At 63.0% G+C, this 20,289-nt stretch carries 19 protein-coding genes; 7 read left to right on the top strand and 12 right to left on the bottom strand.

Annotated elements, in window-relative coordinates:
* Window positions 1–10 precede the first annotated feature (10 nt).
* On the bottom strand, window positions 11–1,018 hold the full coding sequence (locus tag ACFY68_RS05815) for a zinc-binding alcohol dehydrogenase family protein (RefSeq protein WP_387524349.1): 1,008 nt from the start codon (window positions 1,016–1,018) through the stop codon (window positions 11–13).
* 272 nt (window positions 1,019–1,290) lie between these two features.
* Between ACFY68_RS05815 and ACFY68_RS05810 the strand changes: the two genes are divergently transcribed.
* On the top strand, window positions 1,291–1,797 hold the full coding sequence (locus ACFY68_RS05810; protein WP_387524346.1) for a peroxiredoxin: 507 nt from the start codon (window positions 1,291–1,293) through the stop codon (window positions 1,795–1,797).
* A gap of 2 nt (window positions 1,798–1,799) precedes the next feature.
* Window positions 1,800–2,417 (top strand): dTMP kinase, encoded by a 618-nt coding sequence (locus ACFY68_RS05805; protein ID WP_387524343.1) that lies wholly within the window; start codon window positions 1,800–1,802, stop codon window positions 2,415–2,417.
* 522 nt (window positions 2,418–2,939) lie between these two features.
* Here ACFY68_RS05805 and ACFY68_RS05800 read toward each other — a convergent pair.
* The 5 genes from ACFY68_RS05800 to ACFY68_RS05780 form a co-directional block, all read right to left on the bottom strand.
* On the bottom strand, window positions 2,940–4,373 hold the full coding sequence (locus ACFY68_RS05800; protein WP_387524340.1) for an amidohydrolase family protein: 1,434 nt from the start codon (window positions 4,371–4,373) through the stop codon (window positions 2,940–2,942).
* 16 nt (window positions 4,374–4,389) lie between these two features.
* A complete protein-coding gene (locus tag ACFY68_RS05795; RefSeq protein WP_346613483.1) occupies window positions 4,390–5,118 on the bottom strand; it encodes an ABC transporter permease in 729 nt (242 codons plus the stop codon).
* Between the two features lie 85 nt (window positions 5,119–5,203).
* Window positions 5,204–6,058 carry an ABC transporter ATP-binding protein gene (locus tag ACFY68_RS05790; RefSeq protein ID WP_387524337.1) on the bottom strand — a complete coding sequence of 285 codons (855 nt, stop codon included), beginning with the start codon at window positions 6,056–6,058 and terminating at the stop codon, window positions 5,204–5,206.
* Window positions 6,059–6,124: 66 nt separating this feature from the next.
* The gene (locus ACFY68_RS05785; protein ID WP_387524335.1) at window positions 6,125–7,150 is read right to left on the bottom strand and encodes a Rieske 2Fe-2S domain-containing protein; all 1,026 of its coding nucleotides are present in this window, start codon (window positions 7,148–7,150) and stop codon (window positions 6,125–6,127) included.
* 39 nt (window positions 7,151–7,189) lie between these two features.
* Complete coding sequence (locus ACFY68_RS05780; RefSeq protein WP_387524332.1) at window positions 7,190–8,215, bottom strand: ABC transporter substrate-binding protein; 1,026 nt, start codon at window positions 8,213–8,215, stop codon at window positions 7,190–7,192.
* Window positions 8,216–8,848: 633 nt separating this feature from the next.
* On the opposite strand from ACFY68_RS05780, the gene ACFY68_RS05775 reads away from it, so the two are divergent.
* From ACFY68_RS05775 to ACFY68_RS05760, 4 genes are all read left to right on the top strand, one after another.
* Window positions 8,849–9,655, top strand: a complete 807-nt coding sequence (locus ACFY68_RS05775; RefSeq protein ID WP_387524330.1) for an outer membrane protein OmpK — start codon at window positions 8,849–8,851, stop codon at window positions 9,653–9,655.
* A gap of 106 nt (window positions 9,656–9,761) precedes the next feature.
* Complete coding sequence (locus ACFY68_RS05770; protein WP_387524327.1) at window positions 9,762–11,384, top strand: methyl-accepting chemotaxis protein; 1,623 nt, start codon at window positions 9,762–9,764, stop codon at window positions 11,382–11,384.
* 86 nt (window positions 11,385–11,470) lie between these two features.
* Window positions 11,471–13,561 carry a PAS domain-containing protein gene (locus ACFY68_RS05765; protein ID WP_387524324.1) on the top strand — a complete coding sequence of 697 codons (2,091 nt, stop codon included), beginning with the start codon at window positions 11,471–11,473 and terminating at the stop codon, window positions 13,559–13,561.
* On the top strand, window positions 13,549–13,971 hold the full coding sequence (locus ACFY68_RS05760; protein ID WP_387524321.1) for a hypothetical protein: 423 nt from the start codon (window positions 13,549–13,551) through the stop codon (window positions 13,969–13,971). The genes ACFY68_RS05765 and ACFY68_RS05760 overlap by 13 nt, the downstream gene beginning before the upstream one ends.
* A gap of 17 nt (window positions 13,972–13,988) precedes the next feature.
* Here ACFY68_RS05760 and ACFY68_RS05755 read toward each other — a convergent pair whose 3' ends face one another.
* Window positions 13,989–14,153, bottom strand: a complete 165-nt coding sequence (locus tag ACFY68_RS05755) for a hypothetical protein (protein ID WP_387524318.1) — start codon at window positions 14,151–14,153, stop codon at window positions 13,989–13,991.
* 53 nt (window positions 14,154–14,206) lie between these two features.
* A complete protein-coding gene (locus ACFY68_RS05750) occupies window positions 14,207–15,127 on the bottom strand; it encodes a LysR substrate-binding domain-containing protein (RefSeq protein WP_387524315.1) in 921 nt (306 codons plus the stop codon).
* A gap of 118 nt (window positions 15,128–15,245) precedes the next feature.
* Between ACFY68_RS05750 and ACFY68_RS05745 the strand changes: the two genes are divergently transcribed.
* A complete protein-coding gene (locus ACFY68_RS05745; RefSeq protein ID WP_387524312.1) occupies window positions 15,246–16,247 on the top strand; it encodes a zinc-dependent alcohol dehydrogenase family protein in 1,002 nt (333 codons plus the stop codon).
* A 51-nt stretch (window positions 16,248–16,298) separates the two neighbouring features.
* On the opposite strand, the gene ACFY68_RS05740 is transcribed toward ACFY68_RS05745, so the two are convergent.
* From ACFY68_RS05740 to ACFY68_RS05725, 4 genes are all read right to left on the bottom strand, one after another.
* On the bottom strand, window positions 16,299–16,613 hold the full coding sequence (locus ACFY68_RS05740; RefSeq protein WP_387524309.1) for a hypothetical protein: 315 nt from the start codon (window positions 16,611–16,613) through the stop codon (window positions 16,299–16,301).
* Between the two features lie 77 nt (window positions 16,614–16,690).
* On the bottom strand, window positions 16,691–18,265 hold the full coding sequence (locus ACFY68_RS05735) for a sensor domain-containing diguanylate cyclase (RefSeq protein ID WP_387524306.1): 1,575 nt from the start codon (window positions 18,263–18,265) through the stop codon (window positions 16,691–16,693).
* Window positions 18,266–18,323: 58 nt separating this feature from the next.
* Window positions 18,324–19,016, bottom strand: a complete 693-nt coding sequence (locus ACFY68_RS05730) for a YetF domain-containing protein (protein ID WP_346613382.1) — start codon at window positions 19,014–19,016, stop codon at window positions 18,324–18,326.
* Window positions 19,017–19,125: 109 nt separating this feature from the next.
* A complete protein-coding gene (locus ACFY68_RS05725; protein WP_387524304.1) occupies window positions 19,126–20,259 on the bottom strand; it encodes an alanine--glyoxylate aminotransferase family protein in 1,134 nt (377 codons plus the stop codon).
* Window positions 20,260–20,289: the final 30 nt, after the last annotated feature.

Here is a 20,289-nt window from a genome sequence, read left to right as displayed (position 1 = left end):
GAGCGGTGGGTCAGAACCCTTCGAGGACAATCTTGCCGCGCGCCTTGCCACTTTCGATCAGGGCATGGGCGCGCTTGAGGTTGTCCGCGTTGATTGCGCCGTAGTGCTCGCCGACCGTGGTCTTGATGACGCCTTGGTCAACCAGGGCGCAGACGCGCTCCAGCAGCTGATGCTGCTTGATCATGTCTTCGGTCTGGTACAGCGAACGGGTGAACATCAGCTCCCAGTGCAGGGACAGCGATTTGCGCTTGAGCGGCATGACATCCAGTTGCGCCGGGTCGTCGATCAGGGCCAGCTTGCCTTGCGGCCGTAGCACTTCCACCAGTTGCGGCAGGTACGTGTCGGTGTGGGTGAGGCTGATCACGTAGTCCACCGGATCTTGCTCGAGCGCTGCCAGTTGCTCAGCGAGCGCGGCCGAGTGGTCGATGACATGGTGGGCGCCCAGTTCCCTGACCCACTGCTGGGTTTCAGGCCGCGAGGCGGTGCCGATCACCGTCAGCTGCGTGAGTTGGCGTGCCAGTTGCACCAGGATAGAGCCAACGCCACCGCCGGCGCCGACGATCAGCAAGCGTTGCCCCTTGCCGCCTGTTTCCTCGACACCCAGCCGGTCGAACAGCAATTCCCAGGCAGTGATGGACGTCAGAGGCAAAGCGGCGGCACTGGCGTAGTCCAGGCTGCGTGGCTTGTGGCCGACGATGCGCTCATCGACCAGGTGCAATTCGCTGTAGCTGCCGGGGCGGTCGATGGCGCCGGCATAGAACACCTCGTCGCCCGCTTGGAACAGCGACACCTCGCTGCCCACCTCGCGCACGACACCGACTGCATCCCAACCCAGAACCTGCGGTTGTTCAGCGTTGCGGCTGGCGCGGACTTTGGTATCGACCGGGTTCACTGCGATGGCCTTGACCTCGACCAGCAGGTCGCGCGGGCCTGGCGTGGGCAGGGGCAGGTCGGTGTCGAACAGGGCATGCGGATCCTGGATAGGCAAACCGGCTTGGGTATAAACAACGGCCTTCATTGGCGTGACCTCGGTATAGGGAAGTACAGCAAGGCTAGCTGTAATGGCGGGCTGCAAAAACCAGCGCGACGAGGTAAGACTTTCACTGTTTTGATGAAAATCCACGGAATTACCTGTATCGGCCGTTGTAAAAGCAATCTGTTGGGGCACCAGGTTGGCTTGCTTGATCGTGCCCAGAAATCGGCTGGAGTACAAATGTGCTCCAGCCGTGCCAACGTGATCTTGATAGACTGCGATGACTTGAACGGGCCGATCGGCCTCTGGAGGCAGCGATGATCAAAACCGGCGACGTGGTGCCTGATGCAACCCTTCACGAATACAGCAATGGCGAGGGTGAATGCCCGATCGGCCCGAGTGCGTTTTCAGTCCATGAGCGCTGCCAGCAGAAAAAGGTAGTGATCTTCGGATTGCCCGGGGCATTCACGCCCACCTGTTCGGAGCGTCATGTGCCGGGCTATGTGGTGGCGGCTCAGGAATTGGCAGACGCCGGTGTCGACGAGGTGCTTTGTGTTTCGGTCAACGATGCCTTCGTGATGAATGCCTGGGGCAACGCGCTGCAGGTGGGTGGCACGGTCAGCATGATCGGTGACGGCAACGGCACGTTCACCCAGGCCCTGGGTTTGGCCCAGGATCTGTCGGCGCGGGGTATGGGGCTGCGTTCGCAGCGCTATGCCTTGCTGGTCGAAGACTTGGTGGTCAAGCGTGTCGTCGTGGACGCCCCCGGGAAGCTCGAGCTTGCGGATGCCCAGGCCATGCTTGCATTCCTGCGACAGGCTTGAACATGGGCCGCTCACTGTTCGTTTCGCTCGATGGGCCAAAAGGAACCGGCAAGACCACCTTGCTGGAGGCCGTCACCCACGCCTTGAGGGCAGACAAGCACAAGGTGGTGCGGCTGTGCGAGCGCAACAACGACCCGGGCCGGGCCGAGACCATGGCGCTGGTCAACCAACTCGTGAGAAACCCCAGCCGAGCACTGGAGTTGCAGGTGTGTGAACGCCTGGCCGAGAGCCGTCGCTGGATTACCCTGAACGTGCTGCCCAAACAGCCCGCCGACAGCATCATCCTGATCGATCGCTGGTACCCATCGGATGCCGCGTTCCGTCGCCTGATCCCGTTTGCCGAGGTGCTGCGGTTGAACATGGCGCGCGAGGTGCGCGTGCCAGACCTGCATGTGGGCGTGGTCACCGACGCTGAGATTTCATGGGCGAGGGCCGCGGCGCGTACGGCGGGGCTGCGCAGTACGGTGATGTTCAACCTGGCAGAGCAGGTGGCCAGTACCGAGGCGTTTGAACGAGCGGTTGCTGATAATGGGTGGGTGTTGTGCCGGAATGAAGGGACGGTTGAAGAGGCGACGAGGCAGGTGGTTGGGCAGGTTGGTAGGGTGCTTGGTGGGCTTTAGGAATGGGGTGGTGGTCGGGGTTGCGATAGGTTTGTCGGGAGATAGGGTTGGGGCTACCGGGGGCCTGGCTTGGTTTTTGTGGTGATGCACAGATCGAGCGCCGCCCGCGCGAAGCGCTTGCCTTGGGATCTTTAGCGCCCTTGAGATCGAGCGCCGCCCGCGCGGCGCATCGCGAAGCGCTTGCCTTGGAATCTTCAGCGCTTTTGAGATCGAGCGCCGCCCGCGCGGCGCTTCGCGGGGCAAGCCCGCTCCCACATTTGTTGCAACGTGCCATGGCCTGTGAGGCCATAGTTGCCAGCCTTGTTGGCACGACGCAATTTCTCGGCTGGTGCTGCCGGCGCCCCACCTGTCTTCAGCCATGCGCCAAGGCTAACAACCATGGCCTATCAGGCCATGGCATGTTGCAACAAATGTGGGAGCGGCGGTGCGGCGATCCGACTTGCCCCGCGAAGCGCCGCGCGGGCGGCGCTCGATCTCATAGGCCCTGAACATGCCATGGCAAGCACCAAGCGACTGTCCACCTCACGCCCGCACCCCCACCGCCCGTTGCAGCCGCACCACGGCCTCGCGCGCCTGGCTGCCCAGTTCCGCCAGGTCCAGACCAGGGATAGCGTCGTTCTCCACGCTCAGGCGCCCGCCGACCAGCAATGCGCGCAATGTCGGCCGGCCACCGCCCACCACCGGCGCAATGCCTACGTCATGCAGGCCGAAGTAGCGCGGCTGGTCCAGCCGATACAGCGCCAGGTCCGCTGCCTTGCCCACCTCCAGCGTGCCCAGCGCTTCCAGCCCCAGCACCTGCGCGCCACCGGCAGTGCCCCAGCGCACCACGTCTTCCACGCAGGCAACATGCGCGCCGCCCTCCTGTTGGCCGCCGGCATAGGCTGGCAAGGCCCGCTCGCCAGCCTTGGCCCGCTGCATCAGCCAGGCGGCGTGGGTTTCGCTGATCATGTCGCAGGCCTCGTTGGAGGCGGCGCCGTCTACGCCGATCGAAATAGGCATACCTGCCGCTTCCATGGCGACGATGTCAGCGATGCCACTGCCCAGCCGGCCGTTGCTCTGCGGGCAATGAGCAATGCCAGTGCCGGTAGCGCCCAAAAGCTGGATTTCCTCGCGGCTGAGCTTGACCAGGTGGGCGAACCACACGTCGGCGCCGAGCCACTCGTGCTCCGCGCAGAATGCCACCGGCGACAGGTTGTGGCGGCGCTGCACTTCGTTCTGGTACTCCACCGTTTCGCTCAGGTGGCTGTGCAGGCGGATACCCAGCCTGCGCGCAGCCCTGGCGGTTTCGCGCAGGTGCTCGGGCGGCATCGAATACGGCGGGCTGGTGGGGGCCATCACTACCCGGCGCCAGGCATCGGCGGCGGGGTCGTGGTAGGTGCGCACCAGCCGCTCGACGTCACTCAGGTATTGACCCAGGGTTTCCGGCCCAGCGCTTGCCGCGCCTTCGGCCTGGCGCACCTGGGTTGCCCCGCCCCGGCACAGCACCAAGCGCAGGCCTAGCCGCTCGGCCTCCTCGAACAGAATCTGCGCGCTGTCAAACGCCATGCCTGGCAGGTACAGGTAATGGTGGTCGGCCACCGTGCTGCAGCCGGAGCGGGCCAGCTCCACCAGGCCGATACGCGCCGCCAGGCGGAAGCTGTGTTCATCAAACAGGCTGCGGTAGCGGTAGGGCACCGCTCCCAACCAGGCCCCCAGGCTTTGGTCGATACCTGCCGGGATACCCTTGAGCAGCGACTGGAACAGGTGATGGTGGGTGTTCACCCACCCCGGGTAGACCACGCAATCGGTGGCGTCGAGCACCTGCTCGCCTGGCAGCGGTTGCAGCGCCCCGAGGGCGGCGATGCGCCCGTGGCTGATGCGGATGTCTGGGCCAGCATGACGCGCTGGCGCGCCGCGTAGCCCGGTGAGAATGGCGCTGGCGTTACGTATCAGCCAGCTGTCGGCATAGTGCTTCATGTACGGCTCCAGGGGCTTAGCCCAGTTCACTTTCGTGCCAGTGGCGCAGGCTCAGGCGTGCCAGCAGGGCCATCAGGCTGAACAGCGCGACGCCGGTGAGGGCGATCAGCACCAGGGCGGCGAACAGCCGCGCAATGTTGAGTTGAAAGCCCGCTTGCAGGATCTGGTACGCAAGCCCCGCACCGGTCCCGCCGGTGCCAGCCACGAACTCCGCCACCACCGCGCCGATCAACGCCAGCCCGCTGGCAATCCGCAGGCCGGCGAAAAAGCACGGCAAGGCACTGGGGATGCGCAGGCGCAGCAGCACCTGCCAGCGGCTGGCGCGGTTGAGGCGGAACAGGTTGACGAGCCCGGGGTTGACGCTGCGCAGGCCCAGTACCGTGTTGGCGATGATCGGGAACACCGCGACCAGCGTCGCGCAGATCACCAGCGCCACGGTGGTGTCGCTGCACCAGATGATGATCAGCGGGGCGATCGCCACCACCGGCGTCACCTGCAGCAGAATCGCGTAGGGGAACAGGCTGGCTTCGATCACCCGGCTCTGCACGAACACGAACGCGGCCAGGGTGCCGATAACGACCGCAAGGGCGAACGACAGGAAGGTGATTTTCAGGGTCATCCACAGTGCCCCGAGCAGCATCGGGCCGTCGATGATCAGCGTGCGGCCGATGTCTGCAGGGGAGGGCACCAGGTACACCGGTACCTGCCAGGCGATGCAGGCCAGCTGCCACAGGCCCAGTAGCAAGGTGCCGACAAGCAGTGGCGAGACGATGCGCAGCACGGCGGGGTTACGTAACCAGGGAGCAGGGGTTTGGCTCATTCAGAGGCCCTCAAGCCGGTTCGCCGTTGGCCTGGGCCAGCAGCTGGGACAGGTAAGCGCATTGCGCGATGAACGCCGGGGAGGTGCGGTAGGCCTCGTCGCGTACCTGCGGGCCGTCGATGGCGACATCGGCGATCACACGCCCGGGGCGAGCACCCATTACCACGACCCGCGACGAGAGATACACCGCCTCGAAAATGCTGTGGGTGACGAACACCACCGTCAGGTCACGCTCGGCCCAAAGCTGGCGCAGGTCGCTGTCGAGCTTGTTGCGGGTGAACTCGTCGAGCGCGCCAAACGGTTCGTCCATCAGCAGCAGGTTGGGCTCGGTGGCCAATGCCCGGGCAATCGAGGCACGCATCTGCATGCCGCCAGACAATTCACGCGGGTAAACATTGCCGAACGCGCCCAGGCCTACCTGCTCCAGTGCTGCCTGTACCTTGGCCTGGCTGTCGGCTTTGGGCACACCCGCCAGGTCCAGCGGCAGGCGCACGTTGTCCTGCACCTTGGCCCACGGCATCAAGGTGGCTTCCTGGAACACCATCGCGAGGTTGCGGCCCACGCTGGCCGCGCGAGGATCACCGCCCGGGGCATCCTTGCCCCACCAGCGCACGTGGCCGGCGCTGGGCTGTTCGAGGCCGGCGAACATCTTCAGCAAGGTGCTTTTGCCGCAGCCTGAAGGGCCCAGCAACGAAACGAATTCGCCGCGCTGGATCGCCAGCTTGACGCGGCTCAGGGCATGGGTGCCGTTGCCGTAGGTTTTTTCGACCTGGTTGGCGAACAGCGGCGTATCGGCACCCACGGCGTCGGTATTGGGTGGTAGTTGCAACTGGGCGCTGGCTTTGGACAGGGTCTGCATCAACATGGCGCTCTCCCCACGGGCAATGAGCGGTTGCGTATGCCCCGGCGCACCGGGGCGCTGAACAGGCGGTCAGTGGCTGGCGAACACTTCGCTTTCGCCATGGGCTTCGAGCAGGCCCTGCAGTTGCCGGCGGATTACCAGGCCGGGCTTGTCCGAGGGCATGTGCAGCTCGACGCGCCGGCGGGTATCGATGCAGGCGTCCGGGTCGGTGGCCTCGAGGATGTCGCGGTCTTCGGCGGTGATCGCGGCGTCCCAGTCGATCAGCGCCTGGGTCGAGCACTGTGCTTCGCTGTCGTTGCGGTACAACCACTGCACCAGCATCAGCCGGCCGTCATCGATCGGCGTGGCGCAGTTGTAGATGATGTGGTGGATGCCGCTGTCCGGGTACATGCAGCCAAAACGCCGGGAGAACGGCAGGTAATAGCGGTTGACCAGGTGGCGCTCGGTGATCGGCGCACGGGTGCCGGTGATGGCGAAGCTTTCTTCGGGGTTGCGCACTGGCACGCGGGTTTCGGCCTCGAAGCCGTAATCGGTTTCGCGAAATTCGTAGCGGGCCGGTTGGGGCTGGTCGAACAGGCCGAAGTTGGCCTTGTGCACAAAAGAAAAATGCGAGTTGTCGAAGGCGTTTTCCATGACCCGCAGGGGGCTGGTTTTCCACTCTTCATAGAATTGGAAGATACGCCGGTAGCCGGATGCGCCGTCTTCGGGGAACTCGGGAATCGGCTGCAGCGGATCGTCCAGGGCCACCCAGGCATAGCCGTATTTTTCCTGGCAGTGATAGGCCTTGACCGCCGCGCGGGGCGGGATGGCACCCGTGGGGTTCTGCGGGATCTTCACGCAGGTGCCGCTGCAGTCGTATTCCCAGCCATGGTAGCCGCAGGCGATATTGCCGTCTTCGCTGACAAAGCCTTTGGACAGTTTGGCGGTGCGGTGGCAGCAACGGTCGCGCATCGCTACCGGGGTGCCATTCGGGTGCTTCCACAGCACCAGGGCTTCACCGAGCAAGGTGAACGGTTTTGGCCCGTCGTCCAGGGCGGTCATGGGCAGCAGGGCGTACCAGAAGCGGCGCAACACAGGTTGTTTGGTGACCAACATGATCCAGTTTCCTCACGGCGTTGAATGTTGTTATGGGGTTCAGCGGCTGGCGGCCTGGAAGTTGCCGGGCAGCACCTTGAGGCCTTGCACGAAGCGGGTTGTGTAGGCCTGCTGCCAAGGGGCGGCGGCGCCAAGCAGGCCGGCCTCGACCATGAAGTCGCGCGTGGCTTGCCAGCGGGCGTCGTTCATCGTGCCGATGCCCTGGGTGGCTGCCTCGCCACCGGTCACCAGCTGGTATTGCTTGAGGGTCGAGACGCCCCAGGCCAGCAGCTCATCGCTCATGTTGGGGTTGTCGCGCTTGATCAGCGCGTTGCCTGCGGCGGGGTTTTCCAGGTAGCGCTTCCAGCCTTCGAGTGAGGCGCGGACAAACCCTGCAACGCGCTCCGGGTTCTGCTCGATGACGTCCTGGCGGGTAACCAGCGTAGAGCCGTAGGGCGGGTAGCCGGCATCGGCGAACAAGAAGAAATTGGGTTTCTGGCCTGCCTTGATGGCCTGGAACAGTTCCGAACTGGCATAGGCCTGCTGGGTGGTGTCAGCGCCAGCCAGGAACGGCTGCAGGTTGAAGGTATAGGGCCGCGCCTGGTTGTCCTCGAGCTGGTACTTGCCCTTGAGCCAAGGCCACCAGGTTTGCTGGCCGGAGGTGGACACCAGCACTTGCTTGTTTTTTAGGCCGTCCAGGGCGGCGACGTCGGCGTGGGTCATCAAGCCCTGCGGGTCACCTTGGAACGGTGCGGCTACCGCTACCACCGGCAGCCCTTGCTCCACGCTCTTGAGGACCTGCAGGTCGTAGTTGACGATGAAATCGGCCTGCTTGCTCACCAGCAGTTGCATGCCATTGACCTGCGGGCCGCCCATGCGGATGGTGACATCCAGGCCTTCCTGGGCGTACAACCCCTCGGCCACGGCCTGGTAGAAGCCACCTTGTTCGGCCTGGGCGTACCAGGAGGTGAGCAACACGACCTTGTCGTTGGCCATCGCCACCGGGGCACTGCCGACCATTGCGGGGAGCACCGCCGCTGCCAACAGCGAGCGAAGCGGGTGAGCCAAAGCAAAGCGGTTTTTCATGATTGTTCTCCACCTCGATTCGAAATCCGCCGGGGTGCTCATGAGCACGCCAGCAACAGGACCGAGCGGGGAGAACGGGGCACACGAGACAGCGCATTGCACGCACGATCACGGCCGACACTTCTCTATTGCCCAGGGCTATCAGGCCGCGTGCAAACATCCGCTCGGATGTACGCCCCACCGGAGGCGCAAGAGCAATGCCCCATGCCATGCCTGGCACTGACCGCTTCTACTCAAAGGTGGACAAAGCCAGAAGCGTGCCAATTTCTCAATGCCGCCTACGCCGCGCCTGCATTCGTATGGCGAGGGCAGGTCGTGAACCGAGAAGGTGCAAGGCAGCGATGGCCAGCGCTATTAAAGTGCGCAATATGGCTGCTTATCGGTATTCATTGAGTTGGCACATTGGCCACAATCACCGACCAAGACTGTATTCGATCACTTGGCACGCGCCCTGCTAAGGCTAAGCCGAGTAGAAGCGGTCAGTGCCTGAAATGGCATGGGACATTGCTCTGGCGGCCTCGCGCCGCACGCCCGGCAAGGGTGGCGCCACAGTCTGCACTGTGGCCAGAGGAGAGGTCCGTCCGCTGCGTCCCTTGCCGGTGAACCTCACCCACCTCGACCCAAGGGATGCACATGAAACTCGACCCTCTTGCCTGGCTATGCCACAGCTTCCTGCCACTCTGCGCCTTGGCCAGCGCCAGCGCGCAGGCCGGCCCGTTGATGTGGAGCGACAACAGCCTTAGCTACCTGTATGGCCATAACTACAAAGTCGACGGCACCGGCAACGACATTCAGCAGACCATCACCTTCGAGCATGCCAGCGGCTGGACCTGGGGCGACGTGTTCCTGTTCGTCGACAACAAATGGTCGAACGGGTTGTCCGGCAATGACGGGCATACCTACTACGGTGAATTCTCCCCGCGCTTGTCGCTGGGCAAGGTCAGCGGGCAGAGCCTGCGCTATGGCATCGTCAAGGATGTATTGGTCGCTGCCACCTACGAGCGCGGTGAGGGGCGCAATCGCAAGTACCTGCTGGGCCCTGCCGTGGACCTGCTGATCCCGGGCTTCGACCGCTTTTCGCTCAACACCTACTACCGCAAGCCCGACGGCATCACCGGCAAGGCATCGGGGCAATGGCAGATAAACCCGACCTGGGCGATGACCCTGCCGTTGGGTAGGTCGGACATTCTGTTCGACGGTTACCTGGAGTGGTATGTGAATGATGTCGGGCGCAAGGGCACGTCCAACTATGTGGCGAAGAGTTTTCACTTCAACCCGCAAATCAAATACGACGTGGGCAAGGCGCTGGGCCATACCCCGAAGCGGTTTTACGCGGGGGTCGAGTGGGATTACTGGTCGGACAAGTATGGGATCGAGGACAGCCACGGGTTCCCGACCGATCAGAATGCGCTGAGCGTGTTGCTGAAGGCGCATTTTTGAGTAGTGTTCGATTATCGAGCATTAGGCGCATTCGAGCACTAAACCTTCTGCGAGCCATGCCGAACGTAATGGGCAGTACATTCCACTGCCACTTGGATGCGTCGCCATGCCCCTGCGCCACCTCAACATCGCCACCCGCTCTTACCTGAGTTTCAGCCTGATCGCCGCCCTTGTGGTGGTGCTCGGGCTGTTTTCCATCAACAAGATCTCCAGCATGCGCGAAGCCGTGGTGTACACCGAGCAGGTGACCAACGTCGGCACCCGCTACCTGGGTGAAGTCCGCAGCCATACGCTGGGCTTGCGGGTCATCACCCTGCGCATGGCCATTGCCCGCGAGCCTGCGCAGCTAGCGCCGACCCTGGCGCGCCTGGAGGTACTCAAAGGTTTGCTGGACAACGGCGTCAAAGGCTATGGCGCAGTGATGCCGGCGGCAGGCAAGCCGGTGTTTGCCGAGATGCAGCAGTTGATCGGGCAGTACCACGTGCTGCTCGACCAATACAAAAGGTTGTCCGAGCAGAACCAGGTGCCGCAGATGCAGGCCATGCTCAGCGGCGCCATGCAGGACATCTCCAACCGCATTGGCGAACTCTACGACAACCTGGTCAAGCTCAGCAGCGACGCCGCCGAACAGTACACGGCCAAGGCCCGCGACGATTACCAGCGCGCCCTGTACCTGACCTTCGGCGTCATCGGCCTGGTGCTGGTGCTGACCATTGCCCTTGCCTGGCTGTTGACCCGCAGCATCGTCAGCCCGCTGCGCGAAGCCATCGGCGTGGCCCAGAACATTGCAGGCGGCGATCTTTCCCACACCGTGCACGCCAGCGGCCGTGATGAGGCCACCCAGCTGATGCACGCCTTGGCGGCCATGCAGGCCAGCCTGAAAGATGCCCTGCGCCTGATCGGCGACTCCTCGCACCAGCTGGCGGCGGCCAGCGAACAGATGTCGGCGATTACCCAGCAAACCTCCCGCGACCTCAATCGGCAAAGCGACGAAATCCAGCAGGCCGCCACTGCGGTAACCGAGATGAGCGTCGCGGTGGAGGAGGTGGCGCGCAACACCGTCAGCACCTCCGAAGTCTCCCGTCAGTCGGAAGACGCGGCACGCCGCGGTCGTGAGCGGGTGGGCGAGGCGATCAGCTCGATCAGCAAGATGAGTGACGATGTGCATGAGGCGTCGCGGCAGATCGAAGCGCTGTCGGTGCAGTCCCAGCAGGTCGGCAAGGTGCTCGACGTGATTGGCGCGATTGCCGGGCAGACCAACCTGCTGGCGCTCAATGCCGCGATCGAGGCGGCGAGGGCGGGTGAGGCCGGGCGCGGTTTTGCCGTGGTGGCGGATGAAGTGCGGGCGCTGGCAGCTCGTACCCAGAGCTCGACGCTGGAGATCGAGGAAATGGTCAATGCCATCCGCAGCGGCACGGCGCGGGTAGTGCAGTCGATGCAGAGCAACAGCCAGCAGGTGGGCCATACCTTGCAGGTGGCCGAGCTGGCCGGGCAGGCACTGGATGAGATCAGCAACGGCGCCAGCGCGATCCATGAGCGCAACCTGGTGGTGGCCAGTGCCACTGAAGAACAGGCTCAAGTGGCCCGGGAAGTGGACCGCAACCTGCTGAACATCAGGGACCTGGCGGTGCAAACCTCGGAGGGTGCGGACCAGATCAGCGCGGCGAGCCAGGAGCTGGCCAGCTTGTCGATTGGCTTGAACGGGATGATGAAGCGGTTTCAGCTCTGAGCCGCACGCGGCTCAGGCGTGTTGCACCACCTGCGCAATTGGCTGTCATATGCGACCATACAGGCAGTGCAACGAAGAGATGAATCATGGATCGCGAGAGCCTGGGTACTTCCAGCCATACCAGCACGTCTGCGGCGCAGGATCAGGAAAAGGCTTTTCCCACCAATGCCGCCGAGCGATTGCAACTGGCCCTCGACGCCGGCGCCATCATCGGCACTTGGGTGTGGGACATTCCCGATAACCGCGTGACGGCGGACGAACGTTTCTCCCGTTCCTTCGGGCTGCCCGCGGACCGGTGCATGGCAGGGATAGCGATCGAGGAGGCTTTTGCATCCATTCACCCAGACGACCGCGAGGGCGTCTGGGCGGACATCCAGGGCGCCATGGACCGGGGCGGGGCGTTCCGCTGCGAATATCGGGTGCGCCAGGAGGACGGCTGTTATCGCTGGATCGAGGCCAACGGCCGCGCGGAGCTGAACAGCGAAGGCGTGGCGGTGCGCTTCCCAGGCGTGCTGATGGACATCGAATCGCGCCGCTCGGCCGAGGCCGAACGCGACCGGATGTCAGCGTTGCTGCGTACCTTCACCGCTGCGGTACCCGGTGTGGTCTACGCCAAGGACCTTGAGGGGCGCATGCTGGTGGCCAACGATGGCGCCACTCGGCTGATCGGCAAGCCGCCGCAGTTCTATCTGGGCAAGACCGATGTGGAGTTTCTGGAAGACAAGGCCCAGGCCCGCCAGGTGATGGAGACCGATCAGCGCATCATGCGCGGTGGTGTTGCGGAGCAAGTGGAAGAACGCGTGGACATGCCGGATGGCTCGGCAACCTACTGGCTCTCGATCAAGGCGCCACTGCTGAGCGATACGGGGGAGGTGATCGGGCTGATCGGCTCCTCCATCGACGTGACGGCGCGCAAAAGCGCCGAATCGAAACTGCTGGAGCTGAACCGCACCCTCGAGGCACGGGTCGAGCAGGCGGTTGCTGAACGCGAAGCGGCCCAGGCGGCGCTGCGTCAATCACAGAAGATGGAAGCGGTCGGCCAGCTGACCGGGGGCATCGCCCATGATTTCAATAATCTGCTGGCGGGGATCACCGGCAGCCTGGACCTGATCCAGATCCGCCTGAAACAAGGCCGTGTCGCCGACGTGGAACGTTATCTGTCGGTGGCGCATGGCGCCGCGCAGCGGGCGGCCTCACTGACCCACAGGCTGCTGGCGTTCTCGCGCCGGCAGACGTTATTGCCGGTGCAAACGGACGTGAACCGTTTGATCAGCGATATGGAAGAGCTGATCCGCCGTACCGTTGGCCCATCGATCAACCTGCGGGTGGCATTGCAGGCACAATCGAGCGTCTGCCTGGTGGACCCTGCACAAGTTGAAAATGCATTGCTGAACCTGTGCATCAACGCGCGTGACGCAGGGGGCGTCGAAATTGCCATCAGTACCTGCAACCAAGTGCTCGAGCAGGGGCCGGACCTGGACCCTGAACTTACACCGGGTACCTTCCTGACCATCTGCGTAGCCGACAATGGCATTGGCATGAATGCCGATACGCTGTCCAAGGCATTCGAGCCATTTTTCACCACAAAGCCCGTCGGCGCGGGCACCGGCCTGGGCTTGTCGATGGTGTACGGGTTCGCCAAGCAGTCGGGTGGGCAGGTGAAGATCACCTCGCAAGAGGGGGCTGGTACACGCGTCTACCTGCAGCTACCTGGCCACGCCGCGCAGGTCGAGCGCGAGGAACGTTCGAAACCACCCGTGCAGGCGCCGTCAGCCTCGCCAGGGGAAACGGTGCTGGTCGTCGATGACGAGCCGTCCGTGCGCATGTTCGTGAGCGAAACGCTTGGCAGCTGCGGGTACGTGGTCATCGAGGCCGCTGATAGCCTCGCCGGCCTGCAACTGCTGCGGTCAGACACCCGTATCGACCTGCTGGTGACGGACATCGGCTTGCCGGGCGGCATCGACGGCCGGCAGATGGCCGAGACCGCGCGTTTGTCCCGGCCAGGTTTGCCGGTCCTGTTCATGACCGGCTACGTGCAGCCGCACATTCTTGAAGGGGCTGCGCTGGAAGCCAACACTGCTGTACTGACCAAACCCTTTGCGCTCGAAACGCTGACGCTGAACGTCAGTACCCTGTTGCGGCAACCACGCTTGGGACACCCATCATGCGCAGATTGATGCCTTTACTCGCAACCCTGGCGGTTGCGGGTTGCCAGGCCCCCATGCCAACCGCCAATCCACAGATGGCCTGGGTCGATTTCTCGGTGCCATTTCCCAATGACCGCGTGCTGATGGCTGAGCGTCTGGATAAACAACGCCTGAGCGACGGGCGCTTCTTTCAGGTAAGCCCGGGTAGCCATGAGCTGATCGTCAGGTTCGACTACGAGGTGGGCGGCGGTGGAGGGATGAGCATGATGGGCGGTACCACCGTTCGCCAGTGCTACCTGACGATCCCGTACGGGCATTTCAAAGCGGGCGAACGTTATGTGCTGGAAGCGCGCTCCATGGCGCTGACCCCAGAGGCACGCCTGTACGATGCCAAGGGCCAGATCGTTGCAGAGGTCAGCGAGTTCTATTGCCTGATGTGAGGGGCAGTGAGCGCTTGCTACTGGCGCGAGCGTTGGTAGCGCGTCACCGCGATCTGCACGGCGGCGGCCACAACGCACAGCACGCCGATTTTCCAACTGCCCTGCATCTCGTAATGCTCGGCTATTTTGCCCGCGATGATCACGCTGACGAAGATGGCAACAGGCAGGATCAATTTATTCATCAAGGCTTCCAGCGGTAAAAGTAGTGGGTCGCGCAGCCAGGCTGAAACAGCGCTCAACTGCCAGCACCCTCGTCTGGTCGGGCAAGTCGCTCATGAATGAACTCGACGGCTACGCGGATTTTTGGGATCGAGTATCGAGCCTGCAGGTAAAGCATGAAAATGCCGACCTGATCGCTCCGGGTAACGGATAAGTGCTGCTCGAGCGCCACCGCCACCAACTCACCCCGCGCAAGGTAACCTTTCAAGCTCCATTCTGGTAGCAGAACCATGCCCCGATGCCGGCAGGCTAGCGCCAGGAGGCTGGCGCCGTCATTGCTGATGAACGCCGGTATGACAGCGGGGTTGATCCAGTGGGTGCCATCGAAGCCAACCCATTTGAGCACGTTGCTCGGGCCGCGATACAGCAGCGCCGAATGGCCGGCCAAATCCGCCAGGGATTTCGGTACGCCATGGGTCGCGAGATAACGGGGCGATGCTGCGAGGACGAAACGGTTCGCGTCGAGCCGACGCGCGACTACGCGGTTTTCAGGCTGCGCGCCGCCACGGATGGTGATATCGAACTGGTCGCCGCCCAGGTCGACCAATTCGTCGCTTAAGTGCACGTCGAGGAGGATGTCCGGGTACTGCTCACTGAAGGCCTGCAGTACCGGCATCAGCATGACCCTGCCGTAACCCGCCATACAGCTGATGCGCAGCGTGCCGCCTGGTTTGTTGCCGCGCTCGCGCAAATGCTCTTCTGCGGCGGTGAGCTGGGCCATGCCTACTCGCACCTGCCCCAGGTAGAGTTCACCCGCTTCAGTGAGCCGGACCGTGCGGGTGGTCCTGTGCAGCAGCTGCGCGCCGAGGGCGGCTTCAAGCTCGGACACCCTGCGGGAGATCGATGAGGCTGGCACGTCGAAAGCTTTCGCAGCTTCGGTGAAGCTAAGTGTTTCGGCCACTTTGAGGAAGTAATTCAGGGCACGCAGTTTGTCCATCACATCACACTCGGGGCACTATTGCCTTAAAGACAAAACATATTACCTATTATGACGATTTCGGGCTGGAGGATTTTTTCCTAGTCTTGCGGCACCCTGAATGCGAGGAAACCGACCCATGCCAGCCACCAAACTCCAGGCCCGATACACTGAACGTGGCCCTGTACCTGAAGCTGTTATCGAAGCCGTACCGTTTGAAGTGCCTGACCTGCAACCGGGGCAAGTACTGCTTGAAGTGATGGCAGCGCCTATCAACCCAAGTGATGTGCTGACGCTCACAGGCCAGTACGGCTCGCTGCCGCCACTGCCTGCCGTGGGCGGAAATGAAGGTGTCGGCCGGGTGATCGAACGCGGGCCCGGGGCCGACCATATTGCGGTCGGCCAGGTTGTGCTGTTGCCCGTAGGCTCCGGCACCTGGGCTACCCACCTGGTCGCGGATGCCGCGCGTCTGATTGCGTTACCGGATGTGGCCGATTACGCCCAGCTGTCCATGCTCGCCGTCAACCCGCCGACCGCAGCGCTGTTGTTGAGTGATTTTGTGCAATTGCAGCCAGGGGACTGGATTATCCAGAACGCCGCAAACTCGGCTGTAGGCAGTTATGTGGTCCAGTTGGCGGCCTTGCGCGGGGTTCGAACTGTAAACGTGGTACGGCGGGAGTCAGCAGTGGCAGGCGTCGCTGCGCTGGGTGGCGATGTTGTGCTGGTGGATGGCGACGATCTGGCCGCCCGGGTGAAAGCGGCTACCGAAGGCGCAGCTATCAAGCTGGCGATTGATGCCGTGGGCGGCGCATCTACCCGGTACCTGGCAGCCACGCTGGCTGAAAGCGGTACGGTCGTGACCTACGGCGCGCTGAGCGGGGCGCCGTCCGAGCTGTCGGCCCGAGACCTGGTATTCAATGACGTCACAGCCAAAGGCTTTTGGCTGGCTCGATGGTTCCGCACCACCAGCCCGGCCCAACAGGCCCAGCTTTTTGCCGAACTGGCTGGGTTGGTAGCCGCAGGGAAGCTCAGTGCGCCCATCGAAGCGACCTATGATCTGAGCCAAGTCAAGGCGGCGGTCGCTGCCGCAGCCAAGGGCGAGCGGGGCGGCAAGATTCTGCTCGTGCCTAACCCCTCCTGAGGCAGCACCTGGCCTTGCAACAGCGGCAGGGCCAGGCGCCCGTGGCTGGCGTCAAAGTGCCTTGAGCAGCCGCTGCAACTCGCCGTGCTCCCAGGTACTCATCAGCTCGATCGGGTCGGTGCCGAATTTCTGGTCTGAGCCCAGGACATAGGCCCTGCCGTCTGGTGCGTAACAGCTGGCGCAGTAACCCAGGGTGTCGCTGTCGTTGCAGAAGGTGAGCACCCAACCTTCTACCTCCACCGTCATCAAGCCGGGCTGGACCTGCGCCCAGCTTTGCTCGCCAAGGCGGCGCATGGTGCGAATACCCAGCGCGATATCACGTAGCAGCTGGTAGGTTTCACGGGGGGTCAAGGCATTGGAGGACAAAATCGATTTCCGGGCGATTGCATGGCGCGAGGGAGGGTACATGACTGCGCTGCCAACAGCCATGCACAGTGCGCGCTTCAGTTGAGCGTCAAGCAATCATCAGTCACCACCCGGTTACGCCCGTTCTGTTTGGCCAGGTACAGACGCTGGTCGGCGCGCTTGAGGATTGCCGGTGCGTCAGGCGTGGCTGCGTCCCGGCAGGCCCCGCCGATGGAAATGGTCACCGTGCCGACCTGCGGCAGCGAGATACCGCTGAGCGTCGTGCGGATGCGCTCGGCCACCTCGTAGGCCGTGCTCAGCGCAGTGTTCGGCAGCAGCAGGCAGAACTCTTCTCCACCGGCCCTGCACGCCAGGTCCCCGGCCCGGGTGCAGTCACGTATCACTTGGGCGACCTTTTGCAAAGTCAGGTCACCTGCATCATGGCCGAAAGTGTCGTTCACCCGCTTGAAGTGATCGATGTCCAACGCCAGCGCCGAATAGGTCTGTTGAGTCGAGTCGAGCGCCTGGAGTGCTGCGTTCATCGCGCGCCGGTTGGCAAGGCCGGTCAACGGGTCGGTGTCGGCTGCGGCGTTCAAGGTGCCGATCTTCTGCTGCAGCTGTTGCGACTGCAGTACCAACGCCTGGCGGATCGCCGCTGCCTCGGCGTACCAGGCATTGATCGCGGACAGTTCGGCCGTGGCGTTGGGTGTCGAAAGGTCGATGGCATGGCCGGCCAGTGCCCGCAAGGGGCGGGTGATCAGCATCACGCCTAGCAGGATCAGCAGCAGCCCAATCACGCCGGCCGGGATAATCCTGACCAGCATGTCGCGCATCAGCTTGCCCAGCGGTGCCAGCGCCTGTTCCCGGGGTTGCTGGACGACCACGGCCCAGTTGGAGCCCTGCACGTGGGCAAAGCCTGCGAGCATGGGCACGCCCTGATAATTGACCGTCTCCATTGTGCCGCTGTCACCGAGCAAGGCCTTGTCCACCGTCTGGCTCCAGCCGAGCACTTCACCGATGCGCTGCTGGTCGGGGTGGTAAAGCAACCGGCGGTTGCCGTCGGCGACGAAGGCGAAGGCGCCTTCCAGGTGATGTTCGCCGATCAGCGAATGCATCACCCCGCGCTGTTGCAGGAACACCGAACCACCGACCAGCCCGAGATACTGGCCTGTGGGGCTGAAGATCGGCTGAGAGACGAAAACGATCAGCTTGCCGCTGGTTGAGGTAAAAGCCTGGCTGACCAAGGGGCGCCGCAGTTCGAGCGCTTCGTGCAGTTCGGCGGAGCTGACGCTCGAACCTATCGGCACCGCAGGCGGGTAAGCCTGCACTACCTTGCCCGCAGGGTCGGTGATCAGCACGGTGTTCAACTCCGAGTCCTGCGCTTGCAGGCGACGCGCTTCTTCCTTGAGCAACGCTTGATTGGCGAAGCCATCGCCAAGGCGCTGGCTGCTGTACTTGAGGCGTTCATTCACCGAGTACAGGAACTGATCGATGCTCGAGGCGACCTTGAAGGCGTAGGCACGGTTGGCCTCCAGCGCCGAGTGCACCAACGCGTCGCGCTGCACACCGTAGGCGGTGATCAAGCTGTTGCACAAGGTGGCCAGCACGGCGAGCAGGACAAAGCCAAGAACCAGGCCACGCAGGCCGATACGCGATGACAGCACTTTGCCCATGAGTACGCCTCATCCCTCAATAGCTGGAAAGTTTGGCACAAGCGTAGACGGGGATCGGCTAACGGTTGCGAGGTGTGCTCAGCGCTGGAGACCATACGCCATGGCCGCAACGCTCACATGCAGCCGTGCCTTGCGCTTCCTGGTAGGTCGGAAAACCGCAGCTGACGCAGCAGTAGAGGCCGGCAGAGGGCGGTGAGGTGTATTCCGGGCGATGTTCGAAGGGCAGCACTGACAGCCCTGGCTTGGTGTCTTCGGGCTCATAGAAATACAAGCTGAGCTCGCCATCGGTTTCCAGCAGGCCCAAACGTACTTGCCCCAGATGCTCTACGCCGCGTTGGCGCAGCTCCATGAACAGCTCGTTGGCGGAAATATTCAGATTGCGCAGTGAATGAACCTCGTACATTCCACCTTTCACCACGGTGATGGGTAACCCATCAATCCAGGCTTCGCAGGTCTTGCTGCGCTTCATGAGGTGGACCGTCCCCCGATACAGCAAGAGCAGGGTCAGGAACACCAACGCGACGGGCAGCAGCGGAACATCCTCGTAGAACGTCACATCGCCGGCAGCGGAGCCGAGTGTGAGAATAACGACCAGCTCGAAGCGGGAGAGCTGTTTGATCCCGCGTCGGCCGCTGAACTTGAGGAAGAAGAAGACGGCAGCAAAGGCTGCGAAGACCCTGAGGGCGACCTCCAGAAGAAAGGTCAAGGGCAGGTCGCCCAGCAGCATGCGTTGAAGATCGAACGAGACCATTCGGTTTTCCTGTTCTGCTGGCCAGTGGGTCAAAGCGACTTAGGGCTCGTGGCCCAGCAGCACGCAGCCCACTGCCAAGCTGCGTCGCTGCTGCGGCTAAACTGATGCCTTACTTGGCCAAGACTTCGTCCAACGCCTGCTCGAGGGTGCTGACCGTGCGCTCGATATTGTGCAGTTTTTCGAGCCCGAACAAGCCGATGCGAAAGGTCTGGAAATCGGCGGGCTCGTCGCATTGCAACGGTACCCCGGCAGCGATCTGCAGGCCATGGTCGGCAAATTTCTTGCCGGTCTTGATGCCTGCATCATCGGTGTAGCTCACCACCACGCCAGGCGCCTGAAAACCGGCAGCCGCCACGCTTCTGATGCCTTTGCCGGCCAACATGGCGCGCACCCGGTCGCCCAGCGCCTGTTGCTCGCTGCGGACCTTGTCGAAACCGTAGGCTTGCATCTCGTTCATCACAGCATTGAAGCGCGCGAGCGAGTCGCTGGGCATGGTTGCATGGTAGGCATGGCCGCCCTGTTCGTAGGCTTGCATGATCTGAAGCCACTTTTTCAGGTCGCAGGCAAAGCTGCTGCTGTGTGTCTGCTCGATACGCTCGAGGGCCAGCGCGCTGAACATCACCAGGGCACAGCAAGGGGAGGCGCTCCAGCCTTTCTGCGGTGCGCTGATCAGCAGGTCCACGGCGCATTTGTGCATATCGACCCAGACTGTGCCGGAGGCGATGCAGTCCAGCACGAACAAGCCACCCACCGCATGCACGGCGTCGCCGACGGCCCGTAAGTAGTCGTCGGGCAGGATAATCCCTGACGAGGTTTCAACGTGGGGGGCGAACACGATCTGCGGCTTGTGCGCCTTGATGGCTGCCACTACTTCGTCAAGAGGGGGCGGTGCATACGCTGCCTGGCGACCCGAGTCGATCGGCCGGGCTTTAAGCACCGTGGTGGCCGCCGGAATGTTGCCCATCTCAAGGATCTGGCTCCAGCGGTAACTGAACCAGCCGTTGCGTATCACCAGGCATTGCTGGCCCGTGGCAAACTGCCGTGCCACTGCCTCCATGCCGAATGTGCCGCTGCCTGGGACCACCGCAACAGCCTGGGCGTTGTAGACCTGTTTCAGGGTGCTGGATATGTTCTTCATCACGCCTTGAAATGCCTGGGACATGTGATTGAGCGAGCGGTCGGTGTAGACCACCGAGTACTCGATCAGCCCCTCAGGATCGATGCTGGGGTAAATCGTTGACATGGATAACTCCTTTACATGGATGTCAGTGGT

The sequence above is a fragment of the Pseudomonas sp. NPDC012596 genome (assembly GCF_042902325.1).
Classification (GTDB): Bacteria; Pseudomonadota; Gammaproteobacteria; order Pseudomonadales; family Pseudomonadaceae; genus Aquipseudomonas.
The sequence above is the reverse complement of the archived record's forward strand: the minus strand, read 5'-3'. Positions and strand labels throughout refer to the sequence as shown.

What these genes read in the sequence shown, in the direction of transcription:
- ACFY68_RS05745 (WP_387524312.1), top strand. Translation starts at nt 15,246, where the DNA reads ATGCCAGCCACCAAACTCCAGGCCCGATACACTGAACGTGGCCCTGTA.
- ACFY68_RS05810 (WP_387524346.1), top strand. Translation starts at nt 1,291, where the DNA reads ATGATCAAAACCGGCGACGTGGTGCCTGATGCAACCCTTCACGAATAC.
- ACFY68_RS05785 (WP_387524335.1), bottom strand. Translation starts at nt 7,150, where the DNA reads ATGTTGGTCACCAAACAACCTGTGTTGCGCCGCTTCTGGTACGCCCTG.
- ACFY68_RS05780 (WP_387524332.1), bottom strand. Translation starts at nt 8,215, where the DNA reads ATGAAAAACCGCTTTGCTTTGGCTCACCCGCTTCGCTCGCTGTTGGCA.
- ACFY68_RS05800 (WP_387524340.1), bottom strand. Translation starts at nt 4,373, where the DNA reads ATGAAGCACTATGCCGACAGCTGGCTGATACGTAACGCCAGCGCCATT.
- ACFY68_RS05815 (WP_387524349.1), bottom strand. Translation starts at nt 1,018, where the DNA reads ATGAAGGCCGTTGTTTATACCCAAGCCGGTTTGCCTATCCAGGATCCG.
- ACFY68_RS05760 (WP_387524321.1), top strand. Translation starts at nt 13,549, where the DNA reads ATGCGCAGATTGATGCCTTTACTCGCAACCCTGGCGGTTGCGGGTTGC.
- ACFY68_RS05765 (WP_387524324.1), top strand. Translation starts at nt 11,471, where the DNA reads ATGGATCGCGAGAGCCTGGGTACTTCCAGCCATACCAGCACGTCTGCG.
- ACFY68_RS05775 (WP_387524330.1), top strand. Translation starts at nt 8,849, where the DNA reads ATGAAACTCGACCCTCTTGCCTGGCTATGCCACAGCTTCCTGCCACTC.
- ACFY68_RS05770 (WP_387524327.1), top strand. Translation starts at nt 9,762, where the DNA reads ATGCCCCTGCGCCACCTCAACATCGCCACCCGCTCTTACCTGAGTTTC.
- ACFY68_RS05725 (WP_387524304.1), bottom strand. Translation starts at nt 20,259, where the DNA reads ATGTCAACGATTTACCCCAGCATCGATCCTGAGGGGCTGATCGAGTAC.
- ACFY68_RS05755 (WP_387524318.1), bottom strand. Translation starts at nt 14,153, where the DNA reads ATGAATAAATTGATCCTGCCTGTTGCCATCTTCGTCAGCGTGATCATC.
- ACFY68_RS05790 (WP_387524337.1), bottom strand. Translation starts at nt 6,058, where the DNA reads ATGTTGATGCAGACCCTGTCCAAAGCCAGCGCCCAGTTGCAACTACCA.
- ACFY68_RS05730 (WP_346613382.1), bottom strand. Translation starts at nt 19,016, where the DNA reads ATGGTCTCGTTCGATCTTCAACGCATGCTGCTGGGCGACCTGCCCTTG.
- ACFY68_RS05735 (WP_387524306.1), bottom strand. Translation starts at nt 18,265, where the DNA reads ATGGGCAAAGTGCTGTCATCGCGTATCGGCCTGCGTGGCCTGGTTCTT.
- ACFY68_RS05805 (WP_387524343.1), top strand. Translation starts at nt 1,800, where the DNA reads ATGGGCCGCTCACTGTTCGTTTCGCTCGATGGGCCAAAAGGAACCGGC.
- ACFY68_RS05750 (WP_387524315.1), bottom strand. Translation starts at nt 15,127, where the DNA reads ATGGACAAACTGCGTGCCCTGAATTACTTCCTCAAAGTGGCCGAAACA.